This is a genomic window from Shewanella sp. ECSMB14102, assembly GCF_000813075.1.
GTDB lineage: Bacteria > Pseudomonadota > Gammaproteobacteria > Enterobacterales > Shewanellaceae > Shewanella > Shewanella indica.
On record NZ_JWGX01000038.1, the window covers coordinates 17,866 to 30,555 of the forward strand.

Genomic DNA, 12,690 nt, shown 5'->3' on the forward strand with positions numbered 1-12,690 from the left:
GCAAGAGTCAAGCGGCTAATCTGTTTAAATTTCAAACTTGGATTCAGATCACATTGAAAATGTTGATCCGGATCGCCAATCGCTTTCATTACCTCTCAAGAGGTATACCCACATTTTTAATGAGGTCTAGACTTTGATTCAGTTCCGGTGACTCGGCCCATGCCGTGCCTGTCGCCCTTACCTGTCGAGGTGAGCCTCAATGAAGCAACAAACAGAGATGGAATACCATGTCACCAGTCTGGTGGTGCATGCCGCTCCGGGAACCCTGGAGGCGGTAACCACTGCCATCCAGGCCCTTGAAGGCGCCGAAGTCCACGCCAGCAGCCCAGAAGGCAAATTGGTAGTCACCCTCGAAGGCGAAAGCCAGGGCGAGATCCTGGATAACGTCGAAGCAATCAACTGTCTGCCCGGGATACTGTCCAGCAGTCTTATCTATCATCAGGTCGATTCTGAGCCTGTCAGTCAAACAAAAGAAATAAAGAGTGAGGAAACACCATGAGCATAAGCCGCCGCGAGTTTCTTAAAGCCAACGCCGCCGTTGCCGCCGCCACGGCCGTTGGAGTCACTCTGCCAGTGAAAGTCGTCGAAGCCGCTGAGCAGAAAGACAATATCAAATGGGACAAGGCCCCCTGCCGATTCTGCGGTGTCGGCTGCTCTGTGCTGGTAGGCACAAAAGAGGGCAAGGTCGTCGCCACCAAGGGCGATCCTGAGAGCCCGGTCAATAAGGGCCTGAACTGCATCAAGGGCTACTTCCTGTCGAAAATCATGTACGGAAAAGACCGTCTGACCACTCCACTGCTGCGGATGAAAGACGGCCAGTATGCCAAAGAGGGTGAGTTCACCCCGGTGAGCTGGGACAAGGCCTTCGATGTGATGGCAGAAAAGTGGAAGCACTCGCTCAACACCAAGGGCCCGACTTCTGTGGGCATGTTCGGCTCAGGCCAGTGGACCATCTGGGAAGGCTACGCCGCCTCCAAGCTGCACAAGGCAGGTTTCCGTACCAACAATATCGACCCCAATGCCCGCCACTGTATGGCCTCGGCCGTGGTCGGCTTTATGCGTACCTTTGGTATCGATGAACCCATGGGTTGTTATGACGACCTGGAAGCCGCCGATCACTTTGTGCTCTGGGGCGCCAACATGGCCGAGATGCACCCCATCCTCTGGGCCCGCCTGTCGGATCGCCGTCTGAGCCACCCCGACGGCAAGGTGCATGTACTGTCTACCTTCGAGAACCGCTCGTTCGATTTGGCCGACAACCCGATAGTGTTCAAGCCTCAGTCCGATCTGGTCATCCTCAACTATATCGCCAACTACATCATCCAAAACGACGCGGTCAACAAGGACTTCGTCAACAAGCACACCAAGTTTGCTCTGGGTGTGGATGACATAGGTTATGGCCTGCGTCCGGATCATCCGCTGGAGAAAAAAGCCAAGAATCCGGGTAACGGCAAGTTCAGCGATATCAGCTTCGATGAGTACGCCAAGTTTGTCAGCCGCTACACTCTGGAATACGCCAGCGAGATGAGCGGCGTGGAAAAAGAGCGCCTGCTGGAGCTGGCCAAGGCCTATGCCGATCCCAAGGTCAAGGTAATGAGCCTGTGGACCATGGGTATCAACCAACACGTGCGTGGGGTTTGGGCCAACAACATGCTCTATAACCTGCACCTGTTGACCGGCAAGATTGCCACTCCGGGTAACAGCCCCTTCTCTCTCACAGGCCAACCCTCAGCCTGTGGTACCGCCCGTGAAGTCGGCACCTTTGCCCACCGTCTGCCCGCCGATATGGTGGTCAACAACGACAAACACCGCGCCATCACAGAAAAGGCCTGGCAGCTGCCTGAAGGCACTATTCCGCCCAAGCCCGGTTTCCACGCCGTGTTGCAGAGCCGGATGCTGAAAGACGGCAAGCTCAACTGCTACTGGACCATGTGTACCAACAATATGCAGGCCGGCCCCAATATCAACGATGAAATCTATCCCGGTTTCCGTAACCCGGAAAACTTTATCGTGGTGTCAGATCCATACCCAACAGTCACCGCCATGGCGGCCGACCTGATCCTGCCTACCGCCATGTGGGTCGAGAAAGAAGGTGCCTATGGTAACGCCGAGCGCCGCACCCATATGTGGCACCAGCAGGTGAAAGCCCCTGAAGGTGCCAAGTCGGATCTGTGGCAGCTGATGGAGTTCGCCAAGCGCTTCAAGGTAGAGGAAGTCTGGCCCGCCGAACTGATTGCCAAGAAACCTGAATACGCCGGCAAGAACCTCTATGAAGTGCTGTTCGCCAACGGCGTGATCAACAAGTTCCCCGCCAGCGACTGTCAGGCCGAACTCAACGATGAATCTGAACACTTCGGCTTCTATGTGCAGAAGGGGATCTTCGAAGAATACGCCGCCTTCGGTCGCGGCCATGGTCACGATCTGGCCCAGTTCGACCGCTACCACGAAACCCGTGGTCTGCGCTGGCCGGTAGTGGATGGCAAGGAAACCCTGCGCCGCTTCGTTGAAGGTTCTGACCCTTATGTTAAACCGGGTTCAGGCTATCAGTTCTACGGCAAGCCGGATGGCAAGGCGGTGATCTTCGCCCTGCCCTACGAACCGGCCGCCGAAGAACCCAACAGTGAATATGATCTGTGGATGAGCACAGGTCGGGTGCTGGAGCACTGGCACACAGGTTCAATGACCGCCAGGGTGCCCGAGTTGTACCGCGCCTATCCGGATGCACAGATCTTCATGCATCCTGATGACGCCAAGAGCCGTGGCCTCAAGCGTGGTGATGAAGTCATCGTCGCCTCGCCTCGCGGCGAAGTGAAGACCCGGGTTGAAACCAAGGGCCGTAACAAGCCGCCCAAAGGTGTGGTGTTCATGCCCTTCTTCGATGCCCGTCAATTGGTCAACAAGCTGGTACTGGACGCCACCGACCCTCTGTCCAAAGAGACAGACTACAAGAAGTGTCCGGTCAAAGTGATGAAGGCGTGAGGCAGCAGTAATGGGTGACAAACGCAATGGTGTCAATAACATCAATCGTCGCCAGTTTCTGGCGACCACGGCCAAAGCCGGCTGTGTGATGGGGTTGGCCGGGCTGGGGATTTCAGCGTTGGCCAAGTCCCAGTCGCTGGCGCCCCAGGCGATACGTCCCCCGGGCGCCCTCGCCGAGGACGCCTTTCTCTCGGCCTGTGTTCGCTGTGGTCTCTGTGTCGAGGCCTGTCCCTATGACACCCTGAAACTGGCGCGTTGGTTTGAAGGGGCTGCCACCGGCACGCCCTTCTTCAGCGCCCGCAGTATCCCCTGCGAGATGTGCGAGGACATTCCCTGTACTCGCGCCTGTCCCAGTGGGGCACTGGATACCGGCCTCGAGAAAATCGAGGATGCCAGAATGGGCACAGCCGTACTAATAGATGAGAAAAACTGCCTTAACTTCAAAGGCCTGAGATGTGATGTCTGCTACCGCGTCTGCCCGCTCATCGATGAGGCCATCACCCTTGAGCGTGCCCGCAATGAGCGCAGTGGCCACCACGCCATGTTTATTCCTACCGTGCATGCCGATATCTGCACCGGCTGCGGCAAGTGTGAACATGCCTGCGTTTTGGAAGAAGCGGCGATCAAGGTGCTGCCGCAGAAACTCGCCAGCGGCAAGACCGCCGAGCACGACACTTACATAGACACGGAAAAGACCACCCTGGAGATGCTCAATCAAGGGCTGCCTGGACTGGGTAACGGAGGCGCAATATGAGTCGAAGAAAAAACCAAAGCTCAGACGCCTTTGCCGCCGATGCCATCGCCACCCTGGGTTGGTGGAAGGCACACAGGTTCCTGCTGCTCAGACGCCTGTCACAACTGAGCGTTTTGCTGCTGTTTGCCATAGGGCCACTGTTTGGCCTCTGGCTGCTGAAAGGCAACCTGTCGGCCAGTCTGTTACTGGACACAGTGCCACTGGCCGATCCGCTGGTGACGCTACAAAGCCTGGCCAGTGGCCATCTGCCGGAACTGAGCCTGCTGCTCGGCGCCGCCATTGTCGCCCTGGGTTATGGTCTGCTGGGTGGACGAGTGTTCTGCAGCTGGGTCTGCCCGGTCAACATGGTGACCGATACGGCCGCCTGGCTCAGACGCAAGTTGGGCCTGCCCAGATTGCCCGAGCTGCCAAGGTCGCTGCGCTACTATCTGCTGGTATTGGTGTTGCTGTTGCCCCCACTGACCGGCCTGTTGGCCTGGGAGTGGCTCAACCCAGTTCCCGTGGCCTACCGGGCCTTGTTGTTCGGTGGCTTCAGTGGCCTGTGGCTGCTACTGGCGATACTGCTGCTGGATCTGTTCGTCAGCGAGCGCGCCTGGTGCAGCCACCTGTGCCCCAGTGGCGCCCTCTACAGCCTGCTGGGCAAGCTGCGACTGGTCAATATCGAGGCGGTAAGAGCCAACGACTGCAACAACTGCATGGACTGTTTTACCGTGTGTCCCGAACGACAGGTGCTCAAACCCGCCCTCAAGGGAAGCAACCCTACGATAACCAGTACCGATTGCACCCTCTGCGGCCGCTGTATCGATGTCTGTGCCAAGAAGGTCTTTGAGTTTGATACGCCATTAACCCGGCTCTCGCCTAAGGGTGAAGCCAAAGACAAATCCAACAAAATAGATTGCAACCGAATTGCCACCAAGGCGGAGAACAAGCAATGAAAAAAACACTCAGCGCAGCCGCGATGCTGCTGGCACTCAGCGCCTGCTCAGGACAGCAGGCAGAAACGGCTCAGCCGGTTAACGTCAGTTCTCTTGGCGGTGGCGATGCAGAGATTAGCTCTGTACGCCCGGCCGATGCCATGCCTTCCTATCCAATGCGTGGCAATGCCATAGAGCGCAACTACGCCGAGCAGCCGCCGCTCATTCCTCACAAGGCCGACTACCCCATCAGCCTGAAGAAAAACAGCTGCATGAACTGCCATGACTGGAGCAAGGCCAAGCGCATGAAGGCAACGCCTGTGGCCAAGTCCCATGTTATCGACGACAAGGGCACCCTCAATGGACAGAACTATTTCTGTACCCAGTGCCATGTGCCTCAGGCCGATAACAAGCAGCCGCTGGTGGAAAATAACTTCAGCACTGGCGCTGCCAACTGATAGCGAAAAAACCGGGTCGCTGCTTCCTGGAGGCGCCCCGGTTTCAAGGTACAGCCCCAAAGGGATTGGGGCTTGCCTGCCCTTCCCAGCCCTTCACTTTGATGCCTCAATTTTTCTGAAAAATGGCAATCCGCCGCTCATCGACAAAACATAAGCTCAAAGCAAACATCTCACAGAGCCAGTCCAATGTTGCGCGATGGAAGAAACTGCAATGGGTAGGATCCCGGGTATAGTGCCAGTCATAAAACTGGGCTTCACTCTGCCAGCGGTCTGTCATTATGCCTAAATAGCCCCCCGGAACCAGATGTGCCAGCAGCGCGCTTATCTCGGCGGCAGGCCAGTGCAAGTGCTCGAAACACTCGCTGGAGAGAATAAAGTCATACTGTGCCTGCAATGGATTGGGGAAAAACAGCGGGTCGAAATCGTCACACGCTATCCCTTCCCGGGCCAGGAGTTTCGACAGTGTCGGCCCAGGGCCACAGCCAAAGTCCAGTCCCTGCATGCCCGGGCGCAGAAAGGTCATCGCCGGCGTCAACAAGCGCTGCAAAAAGCCCACATAGCCGGGATCGTCAATGCTGTTCTCGTGGGTATCGTAAAACTGCTGTTCCTCATTCAAGGGCAGCAAATGCACAGGGTCGAGAAAGATGAGCCGACACTCTGGGCAGAGAAAATAACGTCTGGCAACCCTGGCGGGAACTGTCTGTTTAGGTTGGGTGTTGGCACACAAGGGGCATGGATTCATCTATGACTCGGTTCACTTTAACGGCTTTGGTTTAACGACTTTGGTTTTGCAGCTTTGGTTTTACAGCCTTGGCCTAAAGGCTTTAACTCAGAGCTCTAATTCAGAGCTTTGGCTCAGTGCCTGGCTCATTACTTTGACTCGGCGGTTGGCTATCGGGCAGGAGCTTTCATACTTTCCCGCAACAGTCGCCGCCAAAAACTGCACCTACTCTAACAAACCCCGTCCCCGGCTCCTAGGGAAGGTGCAAACAAATCCCATGTTTGCTCTGCTGTTGTGGAATAGCAAAAACCGCCCCCCCAGAAGGCGGTTTTTGACTGAACCAGCTGAGCTATTCGGTGGCCAAACGCTCCAGCACATAGGTCAGCACACCACCGGCACGGTAGTAAGCAACCTCCATGCCGGTATCCAGGCGGCTGAGCAGCGCTATGGTTTTGGACTCACCATTGGCGTAATGGATCTGCGCCTGCAGCTTCTGGTTTGGCTTAAGCTCGCCATCCAAGCCGAGAATATCCACTGTCTCATCACCGGTCAGGCCCAGAGTCTGACGGGTTTCCCCGGGCAGGAACTGCAATGGCAGCACGCCCATACCCACCAAGTTGGAGCGGTGAATACGCTCAAAGCTCTCCACTATGACCGCCTTGACCCCGAGCAACAGCGTCCCCTTGGCGGCCCAGTCACGGCTGGAACCTGTACCATATTCTTTACCGGCAATAACCACACTTGCCTGCTTTCTGGCGCGATAGGCCATGGCAGCGTCATAGATAAAGCGCACCTCGGATTCGCCCTGCATTCGGGTAACACCGCCTTCATGCCCGGGCACCATCTCATTGCGGATACGGATATTACCGAAGGTACCGCGCATCATCACCTCGTGGTTCCCACGGCGTGAACCGTAGGAGTTGAAGTCCTTGTCGGCTACACCATGACCGCGCAGGTAATCGGCTGCCGGACTGTTTTTGGGGATCACCCCGGCCGGGGAGATATGGTCTGTGGTGACAGAGTCCCCCAGTAGCGCCAGAATCGCGGCCCCCTTAATGTCACCCGCATTACCGCCGTATTCGGCTTCGAAGAAGGGCGGTAACTGAATATAAGTGGAGGCGGGATCGAAGGCATAGGTTTTGCCCGAGCCCGAGTCGATGGCGCGCCAGGCATCATCGCCATGAAACACATCGGCGTACTGCTGCTGGAACATGCTGCGACTCACCTTGCCCATTAAGGAGGCTATCTCGGCATTGCTGGGCCAAATGTCTTTAAGGAAAACCGCTTTACCATCGCGGCCTTTGCCTATGGGATCGCGACTGAAATCGATACGGCTGGTTCCCGCCAACGCATAGGCGACCACCAGAGGAGGCGAGCAAAGCCAGTTGGACTCCACCAAGGGGTGGATCCGCCCTTCGAAGTTACGGTTACCGGAAAGCACTGAACCCACATGGATCTTCTGTTCGCTGACCGCCTTGGTGACCGCCTCCGGCAAGGGGCCCGAGTTACCTATACAAGTAGTGCAGCCATAACCCACCAGGTTAAAGCCCAGGCTATCGAGCGCCGTTTGCAATCCGGCCTGTTGCAGATACTGGGTCACCACCTTGGAACCTGGGGCCAACGAAGTCTTGACCCAGGGCTTGCGCTCCAACCCCAGCTCCACCGCCTTTTGTGCCAGCAACCCGGCAGCCAGCATCACCGCCGGGTTGGAAGTATTGGTACAACTGGTGATGGCGGCAATCACCAGATCGCCATGGTGCATGGCAAGCTCGCTACCTTCGAGTACAAACGCCTGCTCAAGCTCGCTGCGCCCCGAGAGACGGATGGCATCTTCGGCCGCCTGTTTGAGCTGACTGACGGCGACTCTGTCCTGGGGCCTCTTGGGCCCGGCCAGGCTGGGTTCAACACTGGCAAGATCCAGACTCAGGGTATCGGCAAACTCGGGGGCGCTATCGCCAGTCTCTCGCCACAGCCCTTGCGCCTTGGTGTAAGCCTCCACCAAGGCAAGCGTCTGTTCATCTCGGCCACTGAGACGCAGATACTCCAATGTCTGCGCATCCACCGGGAAGAAGCCACAGGTTGCACCATATTCAGGTGCCATATTGGCGATGGTGGCTCGGTCGGCCAGCGGCAGCTGATCCAAGCCATCACCATAGAATTCGACAAATTTACCCACTACCCCCTGGCGGCGCAGCATCTCCACGACTCTGAGCACCAGGTCGGTGGCTGTAATGCCTTCACTGAGCTGCCCCTTGAGCTCGAACCCCACCACATCCGGGATCTGCATTGAGATGGGTTGCCCCAACATGGCCGCTTCGGCTTCGATACCACCAACACCCCAGCCAAGTACCCCCAGGGCGTTGATCATAGTGGTATGGCTGTCTGTACCCACCAGTGTATCTGGATAGACCCAAGTGGCGCCTTCTTCGCCAAGTCCTTGCCAGACACCTTTGGCCAGATACTCGAGGTTTACCTGATGGCAAATGCCGGTACCCGGTGGCACCACGGAGAAGTTATCGAAGGCGCCCTGGCCCCACTTGAGAAATTGATAACGCTCGAAGTTGCGCTGCATCTCAATCGCCACATTGTCCCGATAGGCATCCGGATTGGCAAACTTGTCGATGCTGACCGAGTGGTCAATCACCAGATCCACCTTGGACAGAGGATTGATCTTTTGCGGATCGCGCCCTTTGGCCACCAGCGCCGCCCGCATGGCGGCCAGGTCTACTATCGCCGGGACGCCGGTAAAGTCCTGCATTAATACCCGCGCCGGATGGTAGGCGATCTCCTGCTGGCTGCCGCGGCCACGGCCCTTGGCCAGCGCCTGCAGATCGTCGATATCACAATGGTCGGTATCCAGATGCCGCAGAATGTTTTCCAGCAGCACCTTGCAACTCTTGGGTAATGCGGCCACCTCGGCAATTTCCGCCAGGGGCCCTTCATTGAGGCTGTAGTATTGGAATGAGGTGTTTTTGACAGTCAAGGTGCGTTGTGCCTTGGCCTGATATTTGACTTTGGACATCACTACTCTCCCTAAGTTGAGTTGTCGTTCCGTCAACCAGCTTAAGTTATGCTCAAATAAGGTACAAGGGCACCTTAGGTTGTCGCAGTATTTTTAAGTGTAATCTCAGCCACTTTGCGCTAGTTTAGAAACGAGCCCAAGCAGGGGGCGATAAGCTGGGAGCGATACAGATGAAGAAACACAAGAATGAAGCGGCTCTGTTGAAACTGGCGTTGGAGATAGGTTTGGGATACTCGCTCAAGCGTGGCTTTGCCCCTCTTGGGGATAAGGTGCCGGAGAAAGAAAAAGTCGAGTGCGTCTATCGCCTCTTGGTGCAGGATAAACTGATAGGGCCTTTGCCATCGGACAAAGAAGATGGCCCCAATATGAAACATAGGCTGGTGATGTGGATCAGCGGCAAATTGCCCAAGGAGCATCCACTATTACAATAACCTTGCATCATGCAGGATATAACTATGCCAAAATAGTTAAAATGACAAAAAGAAACCCGGCACGGGCCGGGTCACTTTAGACTGCTTTGGCTTTTTTGTGGAACATCAGCTTCCAGAAACTCTGGGACTTGGCTTTGACTGGCTTGGCCTTGTGTTCCTCAGTTTCAGTGGCAGTTTGCCACAGGGAGCTAACCCACAAACCTTGATATGCTTTCATCGATATTTCCTCTTTACTTGGGACGCTGATCAAATTAACGCCGCCAGGTCTATTAGTAAAATGAATTAATTCCATAGCAAGAATTCCAAATAAGCATGAACGTACCAATCAAGACCTTACACTGCTTTCTGACCCTGGTGGAAACAGGTAACTTTACCCGAGCCGCCGAGCAGTTGTACCTGACTCAGCCAACCCTGAGCAAAATGATCCAGCGTCTGGAAGACACTCTGGAACAACAACTCTTGATCCGCAGCAATCAAAAGGTAGAGCTGACGCAAGCCGGAGAAATATTTCATGCCAGCGCCTGTCAGATAATAGGTCAATGGCACAGAATGGAGCAGGACTTGAGTAACTTGAGTGGCCTCAAATCCGGCCACCTGCGCCTCGGGGTCTGCCCCATGATGAGCAGTCTGACCATAGATCTGTTAACCGAGTTTCGCCGCACCTATCCGGCGGTCGAGTTGCAGATGCATGAATACGGCGGCTTTGGTTGTGAGCAGGCACTACTCGCCGACACCCTGGACATCGCCTTCACTGCACTGCCTACCACCCATGGAGAGCAGTTGTCTTCATCGCCACTGCAGGGTTATCCGCTGAAGGTCTGTCTGCCGGTAGGTCACCCACTGACCAGCAAGCAGGCGATAGAATGGCGGGATCTGGCCGAGTATCCTTTCATCCTCTACAACGAGGACTTTTCACTGGCAAAGTTATTGACCCGCCTGAGCCGCGAAGCCGGGGTCACATTGAATATCGCTTTTCGCAGTGGTCAATGGGACTTTCTCGGCGCCATGGTACAGGCCGGAATGGGGCTGGCGCTGCTGCCGGAGCCCATCTGCGACAAGCTCGGCGAGCAAACGCTCAGCTATCGACCTATGGCGAGTGAAATCACCTGGCAGCTAGGGCTGATTTGGCGCAACAACCTGCCCTTGACCCCGGCCGCCGAGGCCTTGGTTGCCCTAAGTAAAAAGGGGTTGTGAGCAGGCAGGCTATTAGCTTGCCTGTTCCTCATCGGTTGGGATAACCAGCACATTGCTGCGTACGCGCCGCAAAATCTGCTCAGCGGTATTGCCTATCACCCGCCCCATCAAGCCCTGGCGCTGACGTGCACCAATCACCAGATAGTCGCTCTTGAGCCTGCAGGACAACTGATACAGACAGAGGTCAGGATCGCCGGCAATAATATGGATCTGCTCTTTGGGGAGCCCAGTTAATTCCAACAGGGTTTGATGTCTGCGCCAGGCCGACTTGACCATTTCATGCAGGTTAAGCACCTCGAGATCGCGGATCACCTTAGGCACCCGAATAATATGTGCCAGATGCAACTTGGCACCACTGGCCTTCGCCAGCTCTCGACCATGCTGCAACACCAGTTGATTGAGGCGCTGTTTTTGCTGACTTTTGGCATCGAGATCCACCGCCATCAAAATACTGGATGCCTTCTTGATCGGGTTATCGCTGAGCAGCATCAAGGGCACCTTGGTGCTGCGAATAAGATGCCAATCGGTCGGCAGAAAATGCTCGCTCTGGTGCACTGTCTTAACCACCATATCAAAGCCATAGCGACCGGCATGGCTGCTGACATGTTCGTAGAGATACTTGCTCCAGATAATATGCAGCGGCACATCCTCTGCATCCAACTTTTTGAGATGAGCCGACACCTCGGCTTGCTTCTCCTTCATCAGCCGCTGCTGGGCGGCCCCGGCAAGCCGTGGACTGTAATATTCGTCACCAGAGAAATATTCGTAGCAATAAGCAAATACTTGAGGTTGCATCTCAAGTAATTCCGCTACCTCCAATCCTTTGGCAATCGCATCAGTGTTAGCCTCTTCATGTTGTTCGATGATAAAAAGCTTACCCATTTGTTTTCTCCAAACTTTCTGGTAATTGTCTACTTTTTAGACTCTAATCTGGTGCAGGATAAACCATACTGATCCCGATCAACAATTGCACCTATGGGGGATACTCAATGTCGATGGATAGTCTGTTGATCGCCTTGTTCCTGATCTTGCTGTTCTCCCGCGTGCTGGGAGAGTGCTGCAACCGTATCGGCTGGCCTGCGGTAGTGGGGGAAATAGGGGCAGGCTTGTTGCTTGGTCCTTCAGTGCTCGGCTGGCTGGAACCAACCCAAGTGCTGGCCAATATCGCCGAGCTCGGGGTGATACTGTTGCTGTTTTCCATTGGCGCCGAAACCTCGATACAGCGCCTCTACAGCGCCGGACGTCAGGTGGTGGCGGTGGCCATTATCGGCATAATCGCTCCTCTGCTACTCACCGGCCTGGCTGCCTTCTATTGGTTGGAGCTATCGCTGTTTGCCGCCCTCTTCTACGGCTGTACCCTGACGGCCACCAGCATAGGCATCTCTCTCAGGGTGCTCAGCGACAGTGGCCAGCAACAATCCAGTGCCGGTCATCTGATCCTGGGAGCGGCGGTATTTGACGATATTGCCGGAGTCATACTGCTCAGTTTGCTGTTTAACTTTGCCAGTGAAGGCCAACTGGCACCGCTGGCAATCATTAAACTCTGCGGCTTACTGCTGCTGTTTCTACTGCTGGCACCGCCACTTGGTAGGATGTTAATTTACCCGCTACGAGTGCTCAGCTATCAATCCCAAACCCCTGGCTATGAGGCCGTGGTCATGCTGACACTGATCTGCCTGTTTGCCTGGCTGGCACACCTTTTTGGCGCCCCGGCGCTGCTCGGCGGTTTTGTCGCCGGTTTGGCGCTATCAAGGCAGTTTATCTGGCCCTGGCAGAAGTATCTGCAAAACCCCTTTCCCTTTACCCACAAGCTGGAAAAATCGATGCAGCCACTGACCGATGTGTTTGCGCCTGTGTTCTTTGTCTATGTGGGTATCAGCCTCGACTTGAGCCAGCTGAACCTCAGCCCCTACAGCCTGTTGCTCTTGCTGGCGATGATATTATTGGCATTTATCGGTAAGCTGGCGGCCGGTTTGGTGGTCAGCGGCACTTGGCGGAAAAAGCTGATAGTCGGCAGCGCCATGGTGCCCAGAGGAGAAGTCGGTTTGGTCTTTGCTGAAGTGGGACGGCAGTTGGATATCATTCCGGCCAAGGTATTTACCGAATTGGTGTTGGTGATAGCCATCACCACCCTGCTCGGCCCCTTGCTGCTCAGACGCCTGTTGCCCAAGGAGGGCGAAGCATAAAAAGCCGCGCCATATGAGGCGCGGCATTTTA

At 55.6% G+C, this 12,690-nt stretch carries 12 protein-coding genes; 8 read left to right on the forward strand and 4 right to left on the reverse strand.

The genetic code is table 11. The annotated features are described in order from the left end of the window. Positions 1-199: 199 nt before the first annotated feature. From RC73_RS12805 to RC73_RS12825, 5 genes are read left to right on the forward strand one after another with little or no spacing between them, the layout of a single operon-like run. Positions 200-499, forward strand: coding sequence for a chaperone NapD (locus RC73_RS12805; RefSeq protein ID WP_233962644.1), 300 nt, complete (start codon positions 200-202; stop codon positions 497-499). Further along, positions 496-2,979 carry a nitrate reductase catalytic subunit NapA gene (gene napA / locus RC73_RS12810; protein WP_039035013.1) on the forward strand — a complete coding sequence of 828 codons (2,484 nt, stop codon included), beginning with the start codon at positions 496-498 and terminating at the stop codon, positions 2,977-2,979. Before RC73_RS12805 ends, napA begins: the two co-directional genes overlap by 4 nt. 10 nt (positions 2,980-2,989) lie before the next feature. Then, the gene (gene napG, locus RC73_RS12815) at positions 2,990-3,733 is read left to right on the forward strand and encodes a ferredoxin-type protein NapG (RefSeq protein ID WP_039035014.1); all 744 of its coding nucleotides are present in this window, start codon (positions 2,990-2,992) and stop codon (positions 3,731-3,733) included. Continuing rightward, the gene (gene napH / locus RC73_RS12820) at positions 3,730-4,668 is read left to right on the forward strand and encodes a quinol dehydrogenase ferredoxin subunit NapH (RefSeq protein WP_039035015.1); all 939 of its coding nucleotides are present in this window, start codon (positions 3,730-3,732) and stop codon (positions 4,666-4,668) included. The genes napG and napH overlap by 4 nt, the downstream gene beginning before the upstream one ends. Then, positions 4,665-5,105, forward strand: coding sequence for a nitrate reductase cytochrome c-type subunit (locus RC73_RS12825; protein WP_025889974.1), 441 nt, complete (start codon positions 4,665-4,667; stop codon positions 5,103-5,105). Before napH ends, RC73_RS12825 begins: the two co-directional genes overlap by 4 nt. A gap of 106 nt (positions 5,106-5,211) precedes the next feature. Here RC73_RS12825 and RC73_RS12830 read toward each other — a convergent pair whose 3' ends face one another. Together RC73_RS12830 and acnA are read right to left on the reverse strand one after the other, a co-directional pair. After that, complete coding sequence (locus RC73_RS12830; protein WP_039035016.1) at positions 5,212-5,847, reverse strand: class I SAM-dependent methyltransferase; 636 nt, start codon at positions 5,845-5,847, stop codon at positions 5,212-5,214. A 328-nt stretch (positions 5,848-6,175) separates the two neighbouring features. Beyond that, a complete protein-coding gene (acnA, locus tag RC73_RS12835; protein ID WP_039035017.1) occupies positions 6,176-8,848 on the reverse strand; it encodes an aconitate hydratase AcnA in 2,673 nt (890 codons plus the stop codon). A gap of 170 nt (positions 8,849-9,018) precedes the next feature. Between acnA and RC73_RS12840 the strand changes: the two genes are divergently transcribed. Beyond that, positions 9,019-9,279 (forward strand): DUF5062 family protein, encoded by a 261-nt coding sequence (locus RC73_RS12840; protein WP_025008966.1) that lies wholly within the window; start codon positions 9,019-9,021, stop codon positions 9,277-9,279. 76 nt (positions 9,280-9,355) lie between these two features. Here the strand turns inward: RC73_RS12840 and RC73_RS20785 are convergent, their stop codons facing one another. Further along, positions 9,356-9,496 (reverse strand): hypothetical protein, encoded by a 141-nt coding sequence (locus RC73_RS20785; RefSeq protein WP_157823006.1) that lies wholly within the window; start codon positions 9,494-9,496, stop codon positions 9,356-9,358. A gap of 95 nt (positions 9,497-9,591) precedes the next feature. Between RC73_RS20785 and RC73_RS12845 the strand changes: the two genes are divergently transcribed. Continuing rightward, positions 9,592-10,473: a LysR family transcriptional regulator gene (locus tag RC73_RS12845; RefSeq protein ID WP_039035018.1), complete on the forward strand. Its 882-nt coding sequence runs from the start codon at positions 9,592-9,594 to the stop codon at positions 10,471-10,473. 12 nt (positions 10,474-10,485) lie between these two features. Here the strand turns inward: RC73_RS12845 and RC73_RS12850 are convergent, their stop codons facing one another. Further along, the gene (locus RC73_RS12850; RefSeq protein ID WP_039035019.1) at positions 10,486-11,355 is read right to left on the reverse strand and encodes a universal stress protein; all 870 of its coding nucleotides are present in this window, start codon (positions 11,353-11,355) and stop codon (positions 10,486-10,488) included. Positions 11,356-11,462: 107 nt separating this feature from the next. Here RC73_RS12850 and RC73_RS12855 point away from each other — a divergent pair, with 107 nt between their 5' ends. Beyond that, entirely contained in the window at positions 11,463-12,659 is a 1,197-nt protein-coding gene (locus RC73_RS12855; protein ID WP_039035020.1) for a cation:proton antiporter, read from the forward strand. Positions 12,660-12,690: the final 31 nt, after the last annotated feature.

Coding starts and splice junctions, on each gene's coding strand:
- RC73_RS12805 (WP_233962644.1), top strand. CDS start 200: ATGAAGCAACAAACAGAGATGGAATACCATGTCACCAGTCTGGTGGTG.
- napA (WP_039035013.1), top strand. CDS start 496: ATGAGCATAAGCCGCCGCGAGTTTCTTAAAGCCAACGCCGCCGTTGCC.
- napG (WP_039035014.1), top strand. CDS start 2,990: ATGGGTGACAAACGCAATGGTGTCAATAACATCAATCGTCGCCAGTTT.
- napH (WP_039035015.1), top strand. CDS start 3,730: ATGAGTCGAAGAAAAAACCAAAGCTCAGACGCCTTTGCCGCCGATGCC.
- RC73_RS12825 (WP_025889974.1), top strand. CDS start 4,665: ATGAAAAAAACACTCAGCGCAGCCGCGATGCTGCTGGCACTCAGCGCC.
- RC73_RS12830 (WP_039035016.1), bottom strand. CDS start 5,847: ATGAATCCATGCCCCTTGTGTGCCAACACCCAACCTAAACAGACAGTT.
- acnA (WP_039035017.1), bottom strand. CDS start 8,848: ATGTCCAAAGTCAAATATCAGGCCAAGGCACAACGCACCTTGACTGTC.
- RC73_RS12840 (WP_025008966.1), top strand. CDS start 9,019: ATGAAGAAACACAAGAATGAAGCGGCTCTGTTGAAACTGGCGTTGGAG.
- RC73_RS20785 (WP_157823006.1), bottom strand. CDS start 9,496: ATGAAAGCATATCAAGGTTTGTGGGTTAGCTCCCTGTGGCAAACTGCC.
- RC73_RS12845 (WP_039035018.1), top strand. CDS start 9,592: ATGAACGTACCAATCAAGACCTTACACTGCTTTCTGACCCTGGTGGAA.
- RC73_RS12850 (WP_039035019.1), bottom strand. CDS start 11,355: ATGGGTAAGCTTTTTATCATCGAACAACATGAAGAGGCTAACACTGAT.
- RC73_RS12855 (WP_039035020.1), top strand. CDS start 11,463: ATGTCGATGGATAGTCTGTTGATCGCCTTGTTCCTGATCTTGCTGTTC.